The 20,897-nt window shown below is 68.8% G+C and carries 19 protein-coding genes and 4 pseudogenes; 12 read left to right on the forward strand and 11 right to left on the reverse strand.

All coding sequences use genetic code 11. The features are described 5' to 3' along the window. Positions 1–1,192 precede the first annotated feature (1,192 nt). The gene (locus ACFZA0_RS33425; RefSeq protein ID WP_391023983.1) at positions 1,193–1,717 is read right to left on the reverse strand and encodes an SMI1/KNR4 family protein; all 525 of its coding nucleotides are present in this window, start codon (positions 1,715–1,717) and stop codon (positions 1,193–1,195) included. 209 nt (positions 1,718–1,926) lie between these two features. Further along, on the reverse strand, positions 1,927–2,073 hold the full coding sequence (locus ACFZA0_RS33430; RefSeq protein WP_391023985.1) for a hypothetical protein: 147 nt from the start codon (positions 2,071–2,073) through the stop codon (positions 1,927–1,929). A 103-nt stretch (positions 2,074–2,176) separates the two neighbouring features. Here ACFZA0_RS33430 and ACFZA0_RS33435 point away from each other — a divergent pair, with 103 nt between their 5' ends. Both ACFZA0_RS33435 and ACFZA0_RS33440 read left to right on the forward strand, forming a co-directional pair. Further along, positions 2,177–2,377 (forward strand): hypothetical protein, encoded by a 201-nt coding sequence (locus tag ACFZA0_RS33435; RefSeq protein WP_391023987.1) that lies wholly within the window; start codon positions 2,177–2,179, stop codon positions 2,375–2,377. An 81-nt stretch (positions 2,378–2,458) separates the two neighbouring features. Further along, positions 2,459–3,207: pseudogene (locus tag ACFZA0_RS33440) on the forward strand (transposase family protein). 6 nt (positions 3,208–3,213) lie between these two features. Here the strand turns inward: ACFZA0_RS33440 and ACFZA0_RS33445 are convergent. After that, positions 3,214–3,570 carry a helix-turn-helix transcriptional regulator gene (locus ACFZA0_RS33445; RefSeq protein WP_391023988.1) on the reverse strand — a complete coding sequence of 119 codons (357 nt, stop codon included), beginning with the start codon at positions 3,568–3,570 and terminating at the stop codon, positions 3,214–3,216. Between the two features lie 143 nt (positions 3,571–3,713). On the opposite strand from ACFZA0_RS33445, the gene ACFZA0_RS33450 reads away from it, so the two are divergent. Next, positions 3,714–4,127, forward strand: a complete 414-nt coding sequence (locus ACFZA0_RS33450) for a DUF3592 domain-containing protein (RefSeq protein ID WP_391023991.1) — start codon at positions 3,714–3,716, stop codon at positions 4,125–4,127. Between the two features lie 442 nt (positions 4,128–4,569). Here ACFZA0_RS33450 and ACFZA0_RS33455 read toward each other — a convergent pair whose 3' ends face one another. The 3 genes and pseudogenes from ACFZA0_RS33455 to ACFZA0_RS33465 form a co-directional block, all read right to left on the reverse strand. After that, on the reverse strand, positions 4,570–4,767 hold the full coding sequence (locus ACFZA0_RS33455) for a hypothetical protein (RefSeq protein WP_391023993.1): 198 nt from the start codon (positions 4,765–4,767) through the stop codon (positions 4,570–4,572). Between the two features lie 344 nt (positions 4,768–5,111). Further along, positions 5,112–5,678: pseudogene (locus ACFZA0_RS33460) on the reverse strand (transposase family protein); the annotation flags it as partial. Between the two features lie 114 nt (positions 5,679–5,792). After that, a complete protein-coding gene (locus ACFZA0_RS33465) occupies positions 5,793–7,145 on the reverse strand; it encodes a hypothetical protein (RefSeq protein WP_391023995.1) in 1,353 nt (450 codons plus the stop codon). A 92-nt stretch (positions 7,146–7,237) separates the two neighbouring features. Here ACFZA0_RS33465 and ACFZA0_RS33470 point away from each other — a divergent pair, with 92 nt between their 5' ends. Continuing rightward, positions 7,238–8,335 (forward strand): barstar family protein, encoded by a 1,098-nt coding sequence (locus tag ACFZA0_RS33470; protein WP_391023997.1) that lies wholly within the window; start codon positions 7,238–7,240, stop codon positions 8,333–8,335. Positions 8,336–8,420: 85 nt separating this feature from the next. Here ACFZA0_RS33470 and ACFZA0_RS33475 read toward each other — a convergent pair. Beyond that, positions 8,421–8,747: pseudogene (locus tag ACFZA0_RS33475) on the reverse strand (transposase family protein); the annotation flags it as partial. 180 nt (positions 8,748–8,927) lie between these two features. On the opposite strand from ACFZA0_RS33475, the gene ACFZA0_RS33480 reads away from it, so the two are divergent. The 4 genes and pseudogenes from ACFZA0_RS33480 to ACFZA0_RS33495 all read left to right on the forward strand — a co-directional run. After that, complete coding sequence (locus ACFZA0_RS33480) at positions 8,928–9,515, forward strand: hypothetical protein (RefSeq protein WP_391023999.1); 588 nt, start codon at positions 8,928–8,930, stop codon at positions 9,513–9,515. A 310-nt stretch (positions 9,516–9,825) separates the two neighbouring features. Next, positions 9,826–11,061: an IS256 family transposase gene (locus ACFZA0_RS33485; RefSeq protein WP_391024001.1), complete on the forward strand. Its 1,236-nt coding sequence runs from the start codon at positions 9,826–9,828 to the stop codon at positions 11,059–11,061. After that, positions 11,058–11,393, forward strand: a complete 336-nt coding sequence (locus tag ACFZA0_RS33490; protein ID WP_391024003.1) for a hypothetical protein — start codon at positions 11,058–11,060, stop codon at positions 11,391–11,393. The genes ACFZA0_RS33485 and ACFZA0_RS33490 overlap by 4 nt, the downstream gene beginning before the upstream one ends. Before the next feature lie 326 nt (positions 11,394–11,719). Next, a pseudogene (locus ACFZA0_RS33495) lies at positions 11,720–12,139 on the forward strand (ISL3 family transposase); the annotation flags it as partial. Positions 12,140–12,224: 85 nt separating this feature from the next. Here ACFZA0_RS33495 and ACFZA0_RS33500 read toward each other — a convergent pair. Both ACFZA0_RS33500 and ACFZA0_RS33505 read right to left on the reverse strand, forming a co-directional pair. After that, positions 12,225–12,401, reverse strand: coding sequence for a hypothetical protein (locus ACFZA0_RS33500; protein ID WP_391024005.1), 177 nt, complete (start codon positions 12,399–12,401; stop codon positions 12,225–12,227). Positions 12,402–12,517: 116 nt separating this feature from the next. Beyond that, positions 12,518–12,703, reverse strand: coding sequence for a hypothetical protein (locus ACFZA0_RS33505; RefSeq protein WP_391024007.1), 186 nt, complete (start codon positions 12,701–12,703; stop codon positions 12,518–12,520). A 266-nt stretch (positions 12,704–12,969) separates the two neighbouring features. Between ACFZA0_RS33505 and ACFZA0_RS33510 the strand changes: the two genes are divergently transcribed. Further along, positions 12,970–13,578, forward strand: a complete 609-nt coding sequence (locus tag ACFZA0_RS33510) for a hypothetical protein (protein WP_391024009.1) — start codon at positions 12,970–12,972, stop codon at positions 13,576–13,578. A 200-nt stretch (positions 13,579–13,778) separates the two neighbouring features. Here ACFZA0_RS33510 and ACFZA0_RS33515 read toward each other — a convergent pair whose 3' ends face one another. Next, entirely contained in the window at positions 13,779–13,910 is a 132-nt protein-coding gene (locus ACFZA0_RS33515) for a hypothetical protein (protein ID WP_391024011.1), read from the reverse strand. 393 nt (positions 13,911–14,303) lie between these two features. Here ACFZA0_RS33515 and ACFZA0_RS33520 point away from each other — a divergent pair, with 393 nt between their 5' ends. Continuing rightward, complete coding sequence (locus tag ACFZA0_RS33520; protein ID WP_391024013.1) at positions 14,304–14,555, forward strand: transposase family protein; 252 nt, start codon at positions 14,304–14,306, stop codon at positions 14,553–14,555. Between the two features lie 56 nt (positions 14,556–14,611). On the opposite strand, the gene ACFZA0_RS33525 is transcribed toward ACFZA0_RS33520, so the two are convergent. Continuing rightward, complete coding sequence (locus ACFZA0_RS33525) at positions 14,612–16,300, reverse strand: XRE family transcriptional regulator (protein WP_391024015.1); 1,689 nt, start codon at positions 16,298–16,300, stop codon at positions 14,612–14,614. A 348-nt stretch (positions 16,301–16,648) separates the two neighbouring features. Between ACFZA0_RS33525 and ACFZA0_RS33530 the strand changes: the two genes are divergently transcribed. Together ACFZA0_RS33530 and ACFZA0_RS33535 are read left to right on the forward strand one after the other, a co-directional pair. Next, the gene (locus tag ACFZA0_RS33530) at positions 16,649–17,815 is read left to right on the forward strand and encodes a hypothetical protein (protein ID WP_391024016.1); all 1,167 of its coding nucleotides are present in this window, start codon (positions 16,649–16,651) and stop codon (positions 17,813–17,815) included. After that, positions 17,803–20,724, forward strand: a complete 2,922-nt coding sequence (locus ACFZA0_RS33535; protein WP_391024018.1) for a caspase family protein — start codon at positions 17,803–17,805, stop codon at positions 20,722–20,724. The genes ACFZA0_RS33530 and ACFZA0_RS33535 overlap by 13 nt, the downstream gene beginning before the upstream one ends. Positions 20,725–20,897 lie beyond the last annotated feature (173 nt).

A 20,897-nucleotide genomic window follows, 5' to 3' on the forward strand; every position in this document is an offset into this window, starting at 1 on the left:
CCAGGGGCTTCGCGGCATCCCCAGCACCCTTTCGGGCCGCCCGGAGCATCCTTTGAAACAGACAGCACCCAGCTCGGGAGCCCTTGTGAGTAGGCCTACTCAGGCACATGGCCGAGGGGGCCGCATAACCTCGCAGGATGGCCATGAAACCGATGCTGCAGGCCGCCGCCGGCTCGAAGGCACAGCGTGGCGGCTACGTGGTAGGCAGCGCGCTCTTTCGCGTATGGCTCCTCCTCACGTCCCCCCTGCCGGAATCGGTTCACTGGCTGCCCATCTGGCTCGGGGGCGTGCTGTGGAACGGAAGGAGCGGTAAGGGCGGCATACGTCGCCTCCTTCGACTGCACCGCTCGACGAAGTAGTTGGCGAGCGCGCAGCCGCGGAACCCGGGCGTTGCGATCGACCCACGATGTCTCATGAGACACGTCAAAGTCTGGAGAAGGACGGCTACCGGGCCCAACTCGCCGTCCGCGACGGTCAGGTGCTGCTGCGTCCCGGCGCGGCACCGACATGACGGCTCGTTCCCCGAGATCCGGGCCGCGGCCCTCGCACAGCTGCCCGACAACGTGTGCCTGGACGGCGAAATGGTGGTGTGGCAGGAGGGCCGGCTCGCGTTCGAGCGGCTCCATCAGCGCCTCGCCCGCCGCGGCACGACCGCGGCCGCCGAAGCGGACGACGGTGGCCGGCGCACTTCGTCGCGTTCGACCCGACCCACCACGGCGACCAGGACCTCACCGCCCTGCCCTACGCCGACCGCCGGGCCCTGCTCGAAGCTCGCCCGCCTCATCGACGACCACCTCGAAGGCGGATCCCGGCACGGCAACGAAGCCACCAGGTACCTACTGCCGGGCCGAGCCCCCGGGCGCCCCCGCAACCCTGCGGGACTGTCCGACAAACTCAAACGCTACGGCCTACCCGCCCGCGCAGCCCGGAACACGGCCATGATGCAAGCGCTCGCCGACCTGCCACCCGTCGTGCTCTCCGACTTAATCGGCATCCAGCCGAGAACAGCGGAACGCTTCGCAGCCTTGGCCGGCGAGAACTGGTCCGACTACCTGGCGGGTCCCATCCTGCCCGCGCTTGAGACCGGAGGACGATCATCGCCGCCGCGGTCCTCACCATGGAGAGGCAGCGCTGAAGACGCCCCGTGAGGTGATGCTTCCGCTCGGAGTTCAAGACACCGGCCGCTTGATCCTCAGTGCTCGCAGGACTCCCCTATCAACTGGCTGTGCAGCGGGCTGGCGCCGTCCAGTCGACCCGCGATGCCCTCGGCGAAGTACTCCCGCACGGAGGTGATGGTGGTGGGACAGAGCTTGCGGCAGCACTCGTTCCCATCCCACACCCAGATGCGGCCGTCGGGCGTGCGGAAGTCGACAAGAGTCCACATCGTGCAGCCGCGGTCCATGATCGGAACGATGCCGTGCGGGACGGTCTCACCGTCCGGGTCTTGGGTGGGAGTGGTGAAACCGCGGTAGAGCTCGAGGATGTCCTCGCCGTCGCAGAAGTAGTGGTCAGGAAGCGGGCTCAACGAGGCGCACTCCCAGCCGTCGATGCCGAAGCCGCCGTTGGAGACTTCGGCATAGAGCCTGCGGAGGAAACGGGGCATCGGGTGACCGACCTCCGCCTCGACGGCGGAGATCACGGTAGGGGTAGCGACCGGTGCCAGGTTGTCGTCGGGTGTCTGCTTCCTGACAGCCGCGATCAGTTCGTCCTCGGTCATGTCGTCTCCCTCGGTTCATCAACGCATGGAACAGCATGAGGCATGAGCACGACAGGAGGGAGCACGACCCCGAGCCGGTCTACCGCTGCAGAGGCGGACCTCAACCAGGACCGGGGCGCAACCGTCGAGGCCTGCTGGCCTTTCGGCCACCGCAAGGTCCAAGAGGCCGGGGTCAGGTGGGAATAGCGCAGGTTCGGATCAATGCCTCTTCACCAGTAGGTGCGGGTCACCACCGAGGCCGTCATCGGCGCCATCACCGGCACCCCCACCGCACCCCGGTCGCTGCTCCTCGGCCGGTACGACACCGCCGGCCGCCTGCGGTACGCCGGGCGCAGCACCACGTTGTCCGAAGCCACCGGCCGCACCGTGGGCGCCCACTTGACGCTCCCCGGCGGTGAACACCCCCGGGCGGGTTGGACGTTCTCCGCCGGGTGGGGCAGCCGGGAGACGCTCGATATCGTGCTGGTGCGCGCGGACGTCGTGCTGGAGGTTGCCGTCGACGTCGCCCGGGACGCGGGCGGGCGGTGGCGGCACCCGGTGCGGGTCCACCGGGCGCCGGTCGACACCGGCATCGACGATGTGCCGCTCTTCGATGACACCGGCGACCGGCCAGTGAGCATTTTCAGTGTGGCCACTGATCGGGTGACGGGGGCGGCGTGAGGTGGGGGTGCGCAACGGACAGGGCTCCCGTGCCGTTGAGGGAGGTGTTCGACGTCTCAACCCAGCAGCACAGGAGCCCTGTTGGTTCCCTATCCTGCCGCACTCGACCTGTCCCACGCTCTGGTCGAGTGGGTCACGATGCTCATCGTCACCCACGAGGGTGAGAGGCGGTGCAAGCTTCCGCCGCACAGGCGTGCGCTGGTCGCGCTCGTGTACCTGCGCCGCCATGACACCCTCGCCCGGATCGCGGCCGGCTTCGGGATATCGGTCGGCACCGCCCACGCCTACGTCACCGCGGTCACCGGCCTGCTCGCCGAGCAGGCGCCGGGTCTGCTGAAGACGCTGCGCGCGCACGATCCGGACTTCGTCCTCCTGGACGGCACGCTCGCCGGTGCGACCGCGTCGGCGACGGCAGGGCCGACTACTCGGCGAAGCACAAGCGGCACGGCGTGAACGTGCAGGTCGTCACCGACCCGGCCGGCAAGATTCTCTGGCTGTCGCCGACACTGCCGGGCCGGACCCACGACCTGACGGCCGCCCGCACCCACAAGATCCTCCGGATCTGCGAGCGCCAGGGCGTCCCGGTCCTCGCCGGCATGGCCTACATCGGGGCCGGCGACTGGGTCACCACCGCCAAGCGCCGACCACCCGGCGGTGAACTCACCGTTACCGAGCGGACCCTGAACCGGGGCCTGTCCGCCGCGAGGGCACCTGTCGAACGCGGCATGGCACGACTGAAGTCCTGGCAGATCTTCCGCAGATCCCGCATCAGCCCCAACCGCATGACCGTCATCGCCAAAGCCGTCCTCACCCTGGAGAAACAACGCTGAAAACGCTCACTGCTTACTCCGGTCGGAAATCAGGTCGGGGGTGATGAGGCGGCCGACCGCGTCCGTGAACTGCGCCCACACCGAGGCGAAGTCAGCGAGTGCCGCACGGCCGGTGTCGGTCAGCGCGTAATAGCGCCGGGGCGGTCCGCTCGGCGATTCGCTCCAGTCGGTGGTCACCAGTTCCTCGCGGCGCAGCCGTGACAGCAGCGGGTACACCGTGCCCTGGCTCATTGCCAGCGCTCCGGTATCCGCCAATGTCGCCACCAGTTCCGTGCCGTAGCGCGGGCCGTCACGCAGAAGCGACAGCACGCAGTACTCAAGGACCCCCTTGCGGAGCTGGCTCATTGTCTTGCCAGGTTCCATGCGATGCACGCTAGCTGACCGCTACCTTGCGAAGCAAGACAGTCCCAGATTTCCCACCGACCGCCCCGACCCAGGCCCGCCACATTGCTCCGGCGGGTGGGGGCTGTTGTGCATGGAGGCCGGAGAAGGGGAAACTTCCCTGCGTGGGTGACACGGTGGGGAAGTGGCTACTGCTCGTCTTGTCGGTCGGGTTGGCAGTGGGAGCGGGAAGATCCGCCTACCGGCACTACCGGCTGTCCCGGCGCGGTGCGTCGACGACGGGGGTGGTGTCCGACGCGGATGAGCGCGTCGACAGCGACGGGGTGTCCCACTTCCACCCCCGACTGCTGTTCACGCCAAAGGGGGGCGACGCTCCGGTCTCCGTGCGGGCGACAGGCAGCAGGTCTTTCCCGCTGTCGTTTCCGATGGAGGTCAGGGTCCGATACGACCCAGCCCGTCCGACGCGGGTGAAAGTCGAGGGCTTCACCGAGGAGAACGGCTTCGTTGGGACGGCGGCATCCGCGGCAATGGCGCTGGTGATCGTCGTCTACCTCATGGCCCTCCTCTTCCGCGGCTGAGAATCCGGTCCTACGGCGGCTGTATGGGCAGCGACGTTACGGGCCCTTCGGTCTCGCCGTCGACGCCCTGGACCAAGTTATCTCCAACCGATCCGAACCCGCCGCGCGATGGGCCGAAGCTGCGAATCGGTCGAAGGAGCGCCAGGACAGTACCCGCCTCCGCAACGTCCTTGCCCCTCCGATCCCGCCACAACGGGAAGCCCTTGGTCGGAGTCTGATCGGTGACCAACAGTCACGGATCACAGAAATTGAACCAGCGCCGCTACTGACGTACAAAGCACCCTCGGCCCTCAACTGAAAATGGATCGCCAACAGCCACCGCACGAAATCCAGTTCACGCCCAAAGCCGCCTGTCACAGCACCCCAGCAATCAAGCCACAAGCCCCTAGCACTCCAGCTGTAGATCGTGACCTTCATGCTCGTGGACTCAACTTCTCGCAGGTCACGGTACCGCGCTAATAAGGCAGAGCATCGCCCCGACGCCGAGCAGCGCTAGGCCGGTGCCCCCCATGAGGAGCACGACTGGCCGCTCCTTGTCGAAGTCGAGGTCCGCGCGGGTTCCCGTCTTCGCGTGCCGCGGCTTCCGGCTGTCGTGCACGACCGGTACGACCGTGCCCTCGGGGCCGGGCAGCGACTGCATGTACTCATGGAATCTGGCAGGCGGCTCCCCCTCCGGCAGGCATACGTCGAAGAAGGCCCGGTGTGAATTGGTCACGTATTCGTAGAATTTGTAGACAGCCTGCCCGTCGACGCCATGGTGCTTCAACTTCCGCATGAGGCGGTATTCCACGAAGTTGCCTGACTGGGCCAACAGGGCAAAGAATCCTAACAGCGTGAGGACAAGGCCCAGGGCCATAGGAAATGACACGACACCCCCACCGTTCCCATCCATGTGTGGCCGCATCGTAGTTCACCAGGTGTCGCGCGTGAACCTGCTGGAGGGGCCGGTGCGGAGAGGACTGCCGCCGACGGTGATCATCGGTACCGTCCCGGTCGCAGGCTGTCGGCCCACAGGGTGCGGCCGCGGTGGTCGGCGATGACGGTGGCTTTCATCGTGTTCTGCTTCTTCTTGCCCGAGATGAAGGAACGGCGTCCGCCGCGGCTCGCTGCCGGTCGTCGGACTTGGACCTCGGTGGCATCCAGGCGCAGCTCGACGCCTTCCGCCTGTGCGTAGGCGAACACGTCCTCCAACGTCCGAAGGCGCAGTCCCGGCCTGTCGGGAACGGCGAAGCCCCGCTGCGCGAGGAGCCTGCGCACCTCACCGACAGCACGGGTGACGGTCGAGCGGTCGACGCCGAACAGCACTCCAAGGACTGCATGCGGCAGATCATGCCGCAGGTGGATGAGGGTAAGCACCAGCCGGTCCACGAAGACCAGTTGATGTCGGGCCCCGGCCCCTGGCACCCGCTTCCTCGCCCCGCCCCTCGCCTGATGCCGGCGCCCCACGACCGCAACCACCCAGGGTCTGGCCAACTCCACGATCAGAGACGACAGATGAGCTGTCGAGATCCCGGTGAACAAAGGATGCGCCAGTACCGAACGATCGGCTATGCCCCTCACCACAAGAGTCTGCCCACCCGCTATCACGCACCAACTCGTAAGTGGTGCGCCGAACTTGGCTCCTGCAAGGACGTACGGGACGCCTCGCGCCCGGGGCCGGAGGCGTCAGGGCGTCGGAACGATGCCGCTGTATTCGGCTGGACCGGGGTAGGAGCGGACCTCGACCTGCCGTTGTCGGCGTCGCCCGAGCGTGGTCACATCCTTCTGCACGATGGCCTGCGCCATGGACCCGACAGCGCTACCGATGGCCGTAATCGCCACCATCGCATAACTGGGGACACCGGGCACAAACCCCAGTGCAATACCCGGGAGGCTACCGGCAACACTGCCGAGACCTGTGCGTGCGAGCTTGCTGCGCTGACTAATCTTGGCCGTCTGCTGGGCGCCCTCCGCTACGCGGCATATCTCGCTCGCGTACTCGTCGATCGCAGTCCGCAGGAGATCGGCCCGATCCTCGACGGGATTACGCACCCACTCGCGTCGGTGATGGTGGTACACCCCTCCCAGATCCTCCCGCACAGCTATGAGTTCGCTACTGGTCGCTGCGAGCAACGCACTGGTCTTCGGCAGCCTGACGTTATGTTCGAAAAAGTGATCCGGCTCATCCCAGGCGCCGACTGCCTGAAGCCCTGGAACCACCGCTTCGGCCGCGCGGGACAGCCCTTGGGGGATGTTGGGTTCGGCTGTGAGCCCTTGTCGTACGAGCCCACGGGCTTGATTCTGTTGGTAGCAAACGTTGACGATGTCCACGTAGAACGCGGCTTGATCTGTCAGATGAGCCAAGTGAGGCGCCGAGCGAACCGCAGCGACGAGTTCGAAGGGCTTATTGAAAGACCTGTCTGCATCCAACACACCGAGGTGATGACCAACGGCGTTGAACAGTTCGGCTCTCCTGAGGCCCGTCCCTCCGACGTTTGCGGTGAGTTGCATTGCCGCATCGACACTGTTGAGGCGCCAGGATTCAGTTGCCGCCCAGAGATTCTGGATGTCCTCGCTGACAATTCCGGAACCGGGTTGCTGGAAGACCGTCTCAACCATTGACTGAAATCGCTCTCCCAGATTCGGGAGCCAGATCGCCGGACTGGCTCCTTCGGAGTAGTTCCCGTCGAGTAGGCGGGCCTTCTCCTCCACGTTGAACCCCTGGAGCTCGATCCCTCGGATCTGCGCGGCTCCCAGGGCCGCAAGGCTCTCCACGAACGAAGTAGTCGCCGCCGACCGAAAGCCAGGGATCACCAATCCCTTCTTCAGGGCTTGAACGAAGAAGGGCAGGCTCCCGGTTGCCTGTTCGTCCACATGCTGCAGCAACGGAACGCAGTTGAAGAAGAAAACATCGGGTACAACGAGCGCGGCGTCTCCGAAAAGGATGTTGTAGAAGAGACTGTCCTCAAAGTCGCCCGGCCGGAGCCGGTGCTCGGAGCCGCCATCGGTCGACGCGAAGTACAGAATTCGCTCACTCACGAGATCCCCCCAGATCTGGCTCGCAACCCTTGCTTCACGACACTACGCCTGACTGTGGCGGCAAGGCTGCGCTTGGATAGCCTGTTCCGGACATGATTCCCTCCGTGCAGGAGGACGAGACCCATCGCGGGCCCACGCGGTACACACTGACGGAGACCGAGCACGGCCATGCCTGGGGAGTCTGCGTCGAGGCGGAGGGGCTGTTCGGGGAACCCCGGCGTGGAACGTACGAACTGCTCGACTGGGTCCCGGTAGACGGCGAGGTGCGGGACTGGGTAGGCAGCCGGGTGTGGCTGATGCCGGACGACGAGGGACTCGAACCCTGGCTGCTGGAGGACGCGGAGAGCTCAGGGCAGTTCCCCGGAACAGACAGTCTGCTGCTCACCGGTCTGGACGACTACGAAGGCCCGCCCGAGGGCCACAGGGGCTCCCTGCGAGTGCACGACGGCCATCGGTGGCTGGGCTCGTGCCGGGAACTCGCCCGCGTCCTACCACCCGAGCAGGTGGCAACCCCGCTCGTCCTGAGGGGACTCGCCCCGAGTGATCAGCTCAGGGCGGCACTGCTGAAGGGCACCCGGCGGGCGCTGGATCTGGAGGAGGCCGCCCTCGAGATACGGGACGACCAGGGCGAACCCCTCACGGAACGACTGCTGTGGACCACAGTCACCGCCTGGCAACCGTCCTCCAACGGGACGGACCTGATCGACCTCGAGCTCGAAGGAAAGCTCTTCACGCCCGTCCCCGAATACGCCCGGCCCGTCTGGGAACGGTGGCTCGCCAGGCCACCGAACACCCTCGGCGCCTGGGCCTGCCTCGACACCCGGCGCCGCGGGGCCTGGCTCGACCTCGTCCGGGAGCGGGCCTGCCGGCGCGCCCACCGTGACCGGCCGGCTCGTCACGCCTACGAAGTCGACGGCCGGCACATCACCGACGAACCGGGCCTCTACCTGGCGCTCGGCGAGGCGGTGAACGGACCGGGTGGCTACTTCGGCGGCTGCCTGGACGCCCTCGACGACTGCCTGGGCGGCACCTTCGGCTACACCGCCCCCTCAACCCTGCTCTGGCGAGACGCCGTCACCGCACGCGAGCACCTGTCCAAGACTTTGACACCGGACGGCCAGCCCTACGACCTGTTCGCCGAAGTCCTCAACGTCCTGGCCGAGGGCGACATGCACGTCACCCTGGCGTGAGCTGTGCTCCGCCACAAGTACGCCGCGACGCATCGGCCAGAGAACATCACGTGATCGTCGCCAGAGCCGAAAACATGAACGTCCACATCGGCAGGAGCGTGCCGTCCAGGTTCAGATACGCCGTCACCGACGCGGTCCGCACCGCGTCGGCCAGGCCGGGAGCGAGAGCGGCCAGGAGTTCGACAGCCTCGGTGACGTAGCGGTAGGCCGTCGTGGTGCCGATGCCGAACCCTGCCGCGAGCTGGGCATGGGTGGGCCCCACCCGCAGGTGGGCGAGGGTGAGAAGAGCGTGGCGGCCGGCGCTCAGACGCCGCCAACGGGAGCCGATCGTCCGGCGGTGCCTTCGCAACTGCTGCGTGCGGAAGCCCAGAGCAGAGCTGGACACGTCGACGCCCGACGGGCAGACAAGCACGTAAAGCCTCTGGTGGAGACGGTTCTCTTGGTCGAAAACCCATCTACCAGGGAATCAACCACGTTGTCAGCCCAACTGCCCAATACAACAGCCAGGCTGGAAAGGCCCTAATGCTTGCCCGCGGGATGGGAGTTGGGCCGGTTCTCCGTCACAGTGAACCTACTCGGTTGAGGGGGAATCGTGGCGGAGGACGCAGTACCGAAGACGGAGCCCGGCCTGCTCGATCTGGATGCCGTAGTGGTCGGGCAGCCGAAGCGCTCGCGGTGGCGCAGATACCTGGGTCCCGCCCTGGCCGTATCCACCCGGGAGGGAACCACGCTGGCCTCGCTCACCTGCACCGACGACACGCACTACGTCCTCACCCACACGTCCGGCGAGGTCGTCGTCCGCATCGAGCACTCCGGGCCGGCAGAGTTCCGTTTCACTGACGCCGCGCACCGGGAGATCGGCAGCGCGGGCGCCCCCGGACTCTTCAAGTCCAACCAGCTCGAACTCCGTACGGACCAAAGGCGCCACCTCTTCCTCACCCGGCCCGGGCTGCCGTTCACCCAATGGCATCTCACCGAGACCACCCCGGAAGGAAAGCCCACCCACGGGATTCTCGGTCGAGTCACGGTGAGCACCATCGACGCGTGGATCGGGCTGCAGCAGTACGTCGTCGACATGGACCCCCGCCTGGAGGCGGGCGATCGGCGCACCGTCGTCGCCGCCGTCATCTGTCTGCACCTGCTGCGTCGGCCTCCGGGTGACAGCGCAGCGCCTGCGTGACAGGAGTGTGGCTGCGGCGCCCGGGGACTACTGCGCGACGGTTCCCCGATCGACGAAAAGCCCGGCCCTGGTGGCCACGAGCATGCCGTTGGCCGCGGGATCCTGTGACGCAGCAAGGACCTTCTCACTGTCGCACAGCAGCTGGACTCTTCCCGCCGCCACCAGGGTGACCGTCCCCGTGGCGCTCCGGAGCAATGCTCAGAACTTGTGGACCGGTTCGGGAGGGTGCGCGGAGGGCGTACCTTCCCGAATGATCCTTAAGGTCTCCGAGTAGGCCCGCGTTGCAGCGCGGGTCGGGAAGGCACGCCCGGTGCTCAGCGTAGTCACCGATGACGGCTCCACCCAGTCCGGCTCCTTGACCGACGAGATCGTGCGCGAGGGCGCCCGCCGGATGCTGGCCGCCGCCCTGGAGGCGGAAGTCAACCAGTACATAGCCGAGTTGGCTGCTGAGACCGACGAGCAAGGACGTCGCCTGGTGGTCCGCAACGGCCGCCACCGGCCCCGGACCGGGGCCATCGAGGTCTCCGCGCCCCGAGTGAACGACCGCCGCGTGGACCAGTCCACGGGAGAGCGCAAGCGGTTCTCCTCCAGGGTCCTTCCGCCGTGGTGCCGCAAGTCGCCCAAGGTCAGCGAGGTGCTGCCGCTGCTTTACCTGCACGGACTGTCGTCCGGGGACTTCGTGCCCGCACTGGAGCAGTTCCTCGGCTCGGCCGCCGGACTCTCGCCGGCCACCGTCACCCGGCTGACGAAGCAGTGGGGCGAGGACCACACCGCCTTCCAGGCCCGTGACCTGTCCGACCGCGACGTCGTCTACGTGTGGGCCGACGGCGTGCACCCCAAGGTGCGCCTCGGTCAGGCGCACCCGTGCGTCCTGGTCCTGCCCGGGGTGCGCATCGACGGCACGAAGGAGCTGATCGCGCTCACGGAGGGGCTGCGCGAGTCGACCGAGTCGTGGGCCGACCTGCTGCGGGACTGCCGCCGTCGCGGCATGCGCGATCCGGAGCTGGTCGTCGGCGACGGCGCGATGGGCCTGCGGAAGGCCCTGGCCGAGGTCTTCCCCGCAGCCCGCCATCAGCGTTGCTGGGTTCACAAAGCCCGCAATGCCACCAATGCCCTGCCGAAGTCCGCGCAGCCAGGCGCGACGAAGGCGACGCAGGAGATCTACAACGCCGAGGACCGCACCCACGCCGAGAAGGCGATCAAGGAGTTCGCGAAAACCTACGGCGCCAAGTGGCCCAAGGCCGCCGCGAAGATCACCGACGACCGTGACGAACTGCTCGCCTTCTACGATTTCCCCGCCGAGCACTGGATTCACTTGCGGACCACCAACCCCATCGAGTCGACCTTCTCCACGGTCAAACTCCGCACCAAGGTCACCCGCGGCGCGGGCAGCCCAGCGGCCGCCCTCGCGATGGTGTTCAAGCTGGTCGAGTCCGCTCAGGCGCGACGGCGCGCGATCACCGGAGCCCACCTGGTCGCCGTGGTCCGTGCCGGCAGCAGATTCGAGAACGGCGCCCTGGTCGAGCGCAGCGAGGCTGCGGCATGACCGAGCCCCTCATTCCCGGCAGCCACGTGGCCGAGGTGGAACTGCAGATCGACCAGGTCACCGTCGTGAACCCGGGCGAGGCCACCGCCACCGTGCGCTGCATCCTGGGGCCGGCTCGTCGCGGCGCCCGCTTCGACCGCATCCGCGGCTCGGCAAGAGCAATCGACCTGGAGCTGACGCAGATCCTGGCCCACTTCGGACGTTCCGTCGACGAACTCGACCCCGTCTACACCGCGCTGGTGACCCTCCGGGGCACAGGAGTCCAACTCCTGACCTCAGCCACTCCGCGCTCCGGCTGGCAGGCGATCCAGGGGATCAACCCGCCGCCATGACCAAGCCCATCCACAGGTATTGACTATTGCTCGCCCGACACGGTCCAAGACCCGACCGGCTCGCCCTGACGCACCGGCCACCGCTTCGCCGACCGCACCCGCGCCAAGCACGCGACCGTCCACGAACTGCTGGCCGCCGGGCTCAGCCGGAGGGCAATCGGCCGCCAGCTCCACATGACATCCCGCACCGTGAAGCTCTTCGCCGACGCAGCCACCCCGGAGGATCTCTTCCACGGACAGTGGCAGGGTCGGCCGTCCAAGCTTGACGCGTTCGAGCCCTACCTGGACGACCGCTGGAATCAGGGCTGCACGAATGCCTGGACCGTGTGGGAGGAGATTGTGCCGCTCGGCTATCAGGGCAGCTACCAGCACGTTCGCGCCTACTTCCGGGAGAAGCGGCTCTCTCTCCCGGCCCCGTCACAGCTCGGCCGCCGTCACACCGCGTCGTCGCCGGATGGATCCTCCGCCGCCCCGAATCCCGAACAGAGACCGACCGCCTTCGGCTCAAGGCCGTCCTGGTCCACTGCCCCGAACTCGACGCCCTCACCGGTCACGTCCGGTCCTTCGGCCAGATGCTCACCGAGCGCCAAGGCGAAAGGCTGCCGCAGTGGCTCGACGCCGTCCGGCAAGACAACCTCCCCAGCCTGCACCCCCTCGCCGCGGGCATCGACCGTGACCGCGATGCCGTCATCGCCGGCCTCACCCTGCCCTGGAACTCCGGTGTCGTCGAAGGACACGTCAACCGGATCAAGATGCTCAAACGCCAGATGTTCGGCCGGGCCGGCTTCGATCCCCTCCGCAAGCGCGTCCTGCTCTACTCGTGGGCCCCGGTCAGACCGCGTCATCAAGGAGCCCGAAGCCTTCCGGGAACCCTTCCAGGAACTCGCTCCGCTGACCACTCGAAAGCTTGCAGACCAAGTGGCCGACGCCCTCCAGAACCTTGACCGCGTCGTCCGGATCCATCTGCTCGTCTTCGCAGCCCTCGATGAACCACAGGACGTCGACCAAAGCCTCGGCCAGGGCCTTTGGCCAGAGACGAGTACACGGGCATCAAGGCAGACTCCCAGCAGGTCACGGCATCAAAGTCCGGCCATCCCACCACACACCACTGACCTCACACTCAGTCAGGCCACGAAAAGTGAGCCAGAACCCCTTCTCGTGAACAAAGCCACGGTGGCCAGGCGCGCGGCGATTGGCGCGGCGGGGCTGTTGCCGGCGCTGTAGGCGACGGAGACGTGCGGGGTGAACCCGCCGGGCTCCTCGGGGACTTCGTGCAGGACGTCGCCGATCGCCTCCCGGACATCGCGCACCGGAGCAGTGGGGCGGGTGGGCAGCAGAAGGGCTTCGGGGTCCGCGGTGGCCGGGCCGAACAGGACGGCCGAAGGTTGGCACCGCGGCGAGACGCCCGGCCGCGGCCTCCACGATCGCGTCGACGTCGTCCTTGCAGGCCCCGCCGACGAAGCCAATGCCCTGCACGGTCAAGTGCAGCCACCGGCCCGGAACAGCACCCCGCCGCACCGCGGACAACAGGTACGGCGGATGCTGTACGGACGCTCTCCCGGAAAGGATCGGTGCTGTGACCGACTACCTGCAGGCCGTCTTTGCCATGCTCGGGCCGGGAGAGGGGCGTTTCGCCGACGCTGCCGCTTGGCACAGGCTGGAAGAAGATCTCGGCAGGAAGCTTCCGTCGGACTACAAACGGATCGTCGACGCCTACGCCCCCGTGCAGATCAACGGGCACCTCTTTCTTGCCCATCCGGCAACCGGAAGGTTCAACCTGGGCGAGGACATCCGCTCCACGTCGGCGACCTGGGCCCAGAGCGCGTGGCAGTCCTACGTCACGGGCCCTGACGACGATCCCCGCGTCTTCTGCGATCTGTCGCACCTCACCTTCGGAACCGCACAGGGCCTCGTCCCGCTCGCAGCCACGGACCAGGGGGCGGCGATCTTCGGAGCCCCGCAGGTGCACGGGTTCACGGACGGTGTGGTGGTGCAGGGATCAGAAGGTGACTGGGCCGGCCACGCGATGACCTTCGCCGAGTGGCTCTACCGCTACCTGACGGGTGAGGAAATGGCCGGCTGGGACAGCACGGTCTTCTACCCGGGTCCCGTCCTGCTGGAGTACTTGCCCGTCGAACCGGGCCAACGTGCCCGAGTGGCCCACGGGCCGGAGCGCGGGATGTAAGGAGCACACCAACCGGGCCGTCACCACACATCCTGGAATCCAAACAGGCTGCCCCGCCGCCCGGCGCGAGCGTGAAGCGAGGGACGCCGGTGCAGGGCAGGTCCTCAACTACGTTTCTCGGCCCAGTCGTTCGGGTGCCGACCGGCCGTCCGCCGTCGGTCCGACCGGCTCGATTTGGCCATGCTCCTGGTGTGGCGTGGTCAGTAGTGCGGGTTCCAGCGGCCGAGGCGGGCCAGGAGTCTGCGGGCGGCCGCCTCGTCCAGTCCGAGGGCGGCGGCTGTCTCTTCGTCGCTGGCGTTGTCGTGTGCCTGGTGTGCCGGCCAGTACGCCACCCGCGCGGCGGCGACTTGCAGCAGCCGTGCCGCGCGTAGGGCCGCCAGCGGTGAACTCCCGCCGAGCTTCTCGATCTCCTGCTCCAGCCGGTCCAGGTCCGGACCCTCAACCCGGCACCGGCATGCCCCCGGGGATCCCCGCCGATTCGCAAGCAGGATCTATGCGTCGAACAAACCACCCGACACAGAGAAAGATCATCAAGCCGCGACCGTAGTGGTCACTGGCGCCACCGGAAGGCTGCTGTTCTTTAGCACGGCCGAGCCCCTCAGCTGCGCAGGCATCACTCACGCCCGGAAATTGGGCCTGATCCAGCTGCTGACCGACGGGCCGGCCATGGAGATCCTCGCCGACGCCGGGATACCAGGGGCTGGGAGCCCCGGACCGGCGGGCACGTGGTGACACCGCCGCACCGCAAGTTCAAGAAGAATCCGCCCGAGTGGTACGAGGAGATACACGAACGCCAGCGCAAGGCCTACGCCTCACGACGCATCCGGGTCGAGCACGGGATCGGACATCTGAAGAACTGGCGCTGCCTGGCGCGACATTATGGACGCCGCGACCACATGAGCGACATGATCCAAGCCGTCGCCGGACTGCTCTCCCACCAGCAGACCGCCACGGCGGCCGACGGTACGCGAATGTGAACACCACGGCCGCTCCGCAGCCTTCGACGCGCCACCGCCCACCATGCACGACCTCGTTAGAGCTGGGCACTCGCCCGCAGGTGGGTGGGCACGGCCAGCCAGCACGCGGCGGCCTCCCGCGCGCCCGGCAGGGTACTGGCGTCGGCCCGGATCTCGGTCAGGACGTCGGTCAGGACGTCGGTCCGGGAGGCCATGCCCAGCGCGTACACCAGGCTCATCAGCGTCGCCGCGCTGGTCTCGGTGCTCGCCCTGCGCCAGACCGCACGCTGCTGGGCAACCGCGGTGCGGAGGTGGCCCGTCTCGGCCGCGTCGGCCGCGACGTGGCCGAGGCTGCGCACGGCGGCGTAGGTGACCGGCCGGGGAACCCCGGGCCGCACCGCCAACTCCTCGACCGCCGGCCGGTGCCGGGCGTCGCCCACCACACGCAGTGCGTCGAGCAGGGGAACGGCGGCCTCAGGGGTGAGGCGGGCGGCAGGACGGCCGAGTTCGGCGACAAGGGCGTCGGCGAACGCCGCCCGGTACGGGGTCGCGGCCAGCAGGAAGCAGGCGTACAGCCGCACGTCGAAGAGGGGTGGCACGAGGGTCTCGGCCAACAGCGACGCGGGGATGCCGACCTCGTCCGCGGAGGTGCTGTCAGACACGGGCACGTTGCTGTCCACGTGCCCCGCGACCCGGCGCAGCAGCGACGGCCAGTGGCCGCGCGTGCCCGCCCGGAGAGGCACGGCCCAGGGAGCCGGGTGCCACAGCAGGGCGGAGCGACCGTCCCCCCGGGTGTGGGGCCTGCCCGACACCCGGGGCCGCTCCCCCAGAGGCTGCCGCGTACCTGTCCACGCCGGCCCGAGGAGGGCACGGGCGTGCTCGGGTCGCAGGGCGGCCAAGTGGGCGCGGAGCGGCTCGTCCTGGTCGCCGAGGGGGCTGGCCGCCGGAGCCCACTCGTGCAGCGAGCGGACCAGGTCGGCGAGCCGATCCGGGGGAAAGTGCCGGTAGGAGGTCTTGCGGAAGCAGGCCATGACCGCGCCGCGGCGGGCCGGAAGGCTGCTCGGTTCGGACAGTTCGGCGAGGACCCGGTCGGCCGCCGCTGGGTGGTCGCAGTTGTCCAGTGCGCAGATGATCTCGGTCGCGGAGGACCGCGCGGGACCGGAGGCCAGGTCGGCGCACGCGCGGACCACGTAAGGAACGGCGCGGGGGTGGTTGAGGAGCCGGTTGAGCGACTCGAAGCGCAGCATCCAGGGAAGTCCGTCGGCCCTGACCATCTCCTCGACGAGCCGCTCGGCCAGCCGGGACCACGTGCCCGCCTGAAGGAGGTTGACGTCCGGGCGCTCGCACAGGCCGTCGACGAGCCGGTCCCAGGCGTCGCCCGTCATCAGGCAACCGGCGACGGCCTGTTCGAGCAGATCCTCCAGCGGTTCCCCGGCCGGGCCCGCCGGCTCGACGGTCCGGACCACGCCCGGCGCGAGGTAGCGCGAGACGGTGCGGGCGGTCGCGGTGAGCAGGTTGCGCTCCAGCCCGAGCAGTTCCTCGTACCGGCGCACCGCCTCCCACGGGACGGCGGTCTGTCCGGTCTCCCAGCGGGAGACGGCGCTGGCGCTCACCTCGCGGCGGAAGGACCCTCCGTGGAAGGCCGCGGCGAACGTTCGCAGTTGGCGCAGGGCGGGATCCGGTCCGAGGCGCCGGTTGACGCGCAGCAACCATGCCACCCGGGCTCGACTGCCCGGCCCCGTCCCGGACTTCGCAAGGACGCTCATGCCGGACATTCTGCCAGGAGATGCCCGGCGCCACCCCGGGTTCTGCGGTGATCCGGTACGGAGGCCGGCCCGTGGCACGTCGCATCCGAGGCATCAACCACCGTGCCGCACCATCCCGTTGGCGCCTCCGGCAAGACCCGTTGCACGGTGCTTGTCGCCGTGCAACGGGCGGGTCGGCACGACGGGACGGCCGGTATCAAGGAGGCACCGGCCCGGCAGGTCGAGATCTCTCGAACGGGGGCCGCCGGGTCCGGTCCGCGGGATCCTCCGCGACCGACGGTCGCGCAGGGCCCCCCGGTCGAGGTCACGACGGGGCAGGCGGTCCCGTCCGGTTCACGGAGCGTGCGCATGTATCGATCGGTTGTCTTCGTCCACGGAACGGGAGTGAGGGGCGCCAAGTTCGCGGCCACGCTGGAGAAGATCCGGAAGGGGTTCGCGGAAGGCGGCGCACCCCAACTCGACGTACAGGGCTGCTACTGGGCGGACTCGCACGGTGCGCGGCTGCGCCTGGGCGGGGCATCGGTTCCCGGTTACGCGCGGACAGGAGGAGGGCAGCGGGAAACCGCTGCCGACCGGGAGGCCGACCGATGGGCCGTGCTGTACGCCGACCCCTGGCACGAGCTGCGTCTGCTGCGGCTCGGCGCGGAGGCGGATCCGGCCGAGGAGGACGCGTTCGTGGTGCAGGCCGAGGACTACCGGCCCTCCCCGCAGACCGCGGAACTGCTGCGCGCGGCCGGGCTGGAGGAGTTCTTCGCACAGGCGCTGGCCGCTCTCCGCCGTGGCACGGAACTGACCGCCGCGGCGACCACGGTCGGGCCCGGCGGATTCGCCCACCGCAGCGCGGTGGCCCGCGGCCTGGTCGCCTTCACGGTCACCACCGCCCGGCGGCAGGACGGTCCCGACACACCGGCCGAGAAGCGCGACACCCTCCTCTCCTTCGTACGCGGCGACCTCGACGCCCAGGACAAGGGCGGAGCCTCGGCCCTGCTCGCCGTCACGCGGGAGATCGCCTCGCCGCTCGCGACCTGGTACGGACGGCGGAACCGCGGCGAGGTGGACGACATGGGCACGCCGCTCGCCGGAGATATCCTGCGCTATCAGGTGCACGGCGCCGCCCTCCGCGACCAGATCGCGGACGCCGTCGCCAGAGCGCCCGGCGGCGCGGTCACCCTCCTCGGCCACAGCCTCGGTGGAGTGGCATGCCTGGAGACGATGGTCGAGCACGGTCCCGGCAAGGTGGATCAGCTGATCACCGTCGGCAGCCAGGGGCCGTACCTCCACGAGATCGACGCGCTCGCCACGCTTCCCTTCGGGCGCAAGCTCCCGGACGCGTTCCCGGCACGCTGGCTGAACGTGTACGACCCGAACGACTTCCTCTCGTACGCGGCCGAGGGCGTCTTCACCGACCGGGTCCAGGATCTGCGCGTCGAAGGTGGCGAGCCGTTCCTCGAGTCCCACAGTGCCTACTGGGTGTCCCGCACCTTCTGGAAGGCGGTGATCCAGTGGATTGGCTGACACCGGGAACGGTGGAGCCCCACCTGGTCAGAGCGGTCCTGGTGGCCGTCGAACAGGACGGCGACGAGGCCCACGATCCGCTGGCCGGGCCGGTCGACGACGCGCTGCGCCTCGCCCGCCAACTGCTGGAACAGCGTGTCCCGGCCGACAACATCAGCCTCCTGCTCACTCCTCGCGACGACGCACGGGCCGAGACGGAGGCCGAGGCCGCGAGGCTCGGTCTGCAGATCACGCCGGCTTCGCTGAAGAGCGTCGTGCACACGATCCCCAGCCTCGCCGAGGGGAACCACTGCGAGACGCTGATCCTCTTCTGGAGCGGCCACGGCGCCATGACCGACACGGACAGGGTCGTCTTCGTCGAGGACGCCACCTCCAGCCAGCCCTGGGCAGTCTCCTTGACCCGGTTGTGCGAGCTCCTCCGGCAGCGCGCCAACCAGTCCCTCCGCCGGCAGGTACTACTGATCGACGCCTGTGCCTGGCAGCTCGGCGCGGCGGACGAATCGCCCGCGCTCATCTCGCTTCCGACGGCTGGGAGACCGGCCCGTCCGCCCGTCGAGCAATTCGTGCTTTACGCCTCCCGCGAGGGAGAGGGGGCCCTCAACCACCCCGGCAGGGCGGCAGGCGAGTTCGCCGAAACGGTCCTCGCGGCTCTTGCCGAGCGTCCCGCGGAGTTCCCGCCCGACATCGGCCACCTCACGCGGAGGGTGGAGACCTACTTCACTGAGCGGGACAAGGACTTCGCCCGGCAGACGCCGGTCAGTGTCTACCGACGTTCCCCGGGCGGCTCCGAGCGGGAGACTGTCGGCGGACTGACCGACGCACGCCCGGAATTGCCCGTCGCGCCGGCCCACCTGCGCCGGGCCGTCGGCGAACTGCACGAGATGTCCCGCGTACACATCGCCAAGTTTCTCCGCGCGTCCCGGGAAATCGCCGCCCTAGAGGGCAAGTCCCCCATCGACGTGCCGTTCCGCACCCTGACCCGGGAGGCCGGTCATCCGGCGGGCGCCGCCTATCACTCGGTCGTCCGGTTCTACAACCAGCTGCCCCGCGGCTGCCTCGTCGTCACCGGTCCGGCAGGGTCCGGCAAGACCTTTCTCGCGGCCCACATCGTCGACCTGCTGCTGAGGCAACGCGGGCCCCGCACCTCGGAATCGGGGCCGACCTGGCACCCGGTGCCCGTCCTCGTCTCCCTTTACCACTGGAAGCCGTCGAACCTCCCGCGGCCCGACGGAACGCGAAGCTACGAGGAGGACCTGTTCCGCCGGTTCGAGCAATGGCTCGCCGACGAACTGGTGACCCAGCAATTCTGCTCGAACCCGCGCGCGGCGCTGGACCTGGTACGCGGCCGATGGGTGCTTCCGGTCCTCGACGGCCTGGACGAGGCCCGCGGTACGGTCGTCCGGGGGATCGGCGGCCCGTCCGTCGCAAGCCGCACGGGGACGGGCCCTGCGGACCTCGTGCCGCCGGTGCACGATCCCGATCCGATCACCCAACTGGTGCCGGCGATCAACCGCTACATGCGGCAGGCGGGCTCCCCCCTCATTGTCACTACGCGCACCGCCGACGACGATGAGTCCCCGACGACCCGGCTTCAGGGATGTGTGGTGGAGATGGAGCGGCTGTCCGTGGCCGAGATCGAGAGAGCGCTGCGCGCGGCCTTCCCCGGCTACTCGGACACCCCCGAATGGGCCGACGTGCGCCACGACCTGTCCCCCCGCGGTGCCCGGCTCGTCGCCCGCCGCCTGGACACACCGTGGAAGCTGGTCCTGGCCGTCCGGGCACTGCACTCCCCCGGTCCTGTCGTGCATCCGTACGAGCTGGCCGAGCAGGGGGAGGGCGTGGACGAGGCCCTTCAGGAGAGGTTCCTCGCGGCGTTCGTTCCCGCCGCGTGCGTGGACCAGGTGGCCGACGTTCCCCGTTGGACCGACCCCGCCGTCGTGACCCCGTGGCTGGCCCGGATCGCCCGGCACCTGGACAGCGAGGGCTCCGGTGACCTGACCCTGAACGGGCTCTGGACCATCGCCGGCCGCGGACGGGTCAGAGCGGCGCAGGCCGCCGTGCACGTCCTGGTGGTCACCTTCTTCGCCGTCGCCTGCGTGCTCGCAGTCGCGGGCGGCCCGGGCAACGGCGCACACGCCTGGCACGCGGTCGCGGACTCGCCGTCCCTGTCGGGCCATGCCGCCTGCCGCTTCTGGGCCACCTGCGCCTTCGCGGCTCTCCTGGTGACCGCGGCCCTCGTCACGGCGTGCATGCCGTACTCCATGATCCCGAAAGTGGCCCGTCGCACTCGCGGTCTCCGGATGCGGCGGATGAAGAGCGACACGAAGACCCGTCTGCGACGGCTCCTCTCCGGTTGCGAGATCGGCAGCGCCATCGGCACGGCCTTCGGCGTCAGCACCTTTCTGCTGTTCGGTCCGTGGGCGGGGTTCACCGTCGGGTGTGCCGTGGGTGTCCCCCTGGGCTGGCTCATGGAGGCCAGAGTGGGGCTGGACCGAACTCTCAGTGGCAACTTCGCGCCGGAGTTCTACTGGGCGTGCGAGGGAATCGCGGCGCTGCTCGGCGGTGCGACCGGGGCGGCTCTTTTCGCCTGGGCGGGGGGCGGCGCATGGGCGGGGGCCGCGTTCGGTACCGCCCTGGGCTACTTCGGGGCCTTCGCGGTCGGACTGATCGCCTGGCTCCGCTACGTCGTGGCCATGTCCCTCATGAAGGCACGGGGCCAACTGCCGTGGAAGATGGCGGCGTTCCTGGACTGGGCGCACCGCGTCGGGATCCTGCGGGTCCAGGGGGTCTCCTGGCAGTTCCGCCACGCGGAACTGCGCACGTGGCTCGCCGCGCAACCCGAGGCGGACGAGACGCGTTCCCGGAAGCGCCCGGGCAGAACCCGCCGATTCATGCCGACTCCCTGGTAGGTGGGCACAGCCCGTGCGCTGATCCCGCTTCGGACGCCCCTCGGGCACAAGGTCAATGCCCGTTCGAGTATTACTGAGGTTGAACTCGTGATGTCGCCGGGTGGCTTAGGTGGGTCTGATTGTCGGGCCGGTCTCGGCGAGGCGGCCGTCTGCGACCAGACCGCTGGCCGCCG

The organism is Streptomyces sp. NPDC008150, assembly GCF_042956945.1.
GTDB lineage: Bacteria > Actinomycetota > Actinomycetes > Streptomycetales > Streptomycetaceae > Streptomyces.

What these genes read in the sequence shown, in the direction of transcription:
- ACFZA0_RS33470 (WP_391023997.1), top strand. Translation starts at nt 7,238, where the DNA reads ATGATTCCCTCCGTGCAGGAGGACGAGACCCATCGCGGGCCCACGCGG.
- ACFZA0_RS33425 (WP_391023983.1), bottom strand. Translation starts at nt 1,717, where the DNA reads ATGACCGAGGACGAACTGATCGCGGCTGTCAGGAAGCAGACACCCGAC.
- ACFZA0_RS33455 (WP_391023993.1), bottom strand. Translation starts at nt 4,767, where the DNA reads ATGCAGTCGCTGCCCGGCCCCGAGGGCACGGTCGTACCGGTCGTGCAC.
- ACFZA0_RS33490 (WP_391024003.1), top strand. Translation starts at nt 11,058, where the DNA reads ATGACCGAGCCCCTCATTCCCGGCAGCCACGTGGCCGAGGTGGAACTG.
- ACFZA0_RS33525 (WP_391024015.1), bottom strand. Translation starts at nt 16,300, where the DNA reads ATGAGCGTCCTTGCGAAGTCCGGGACGGGGCCGGGCAGTCGAGCCCGG.
- ACFZA0_RS33530 (WP_391024016.1), top strand. Translation starts at nt 16,649, where the DNA reads ATGTATCGATCGGTTGTCTTCGTCCACGGAACGGGAGTGAGGGGCGCC.
- ACFZA0_RS33445 (WP_391023988.1), bottom strand. Translation starts at nt 3,570, where the DNA reads ATGGAACCTGGCAAGACAATGAGCCAGCTCCGCAAGGGGGTCCTTGAG.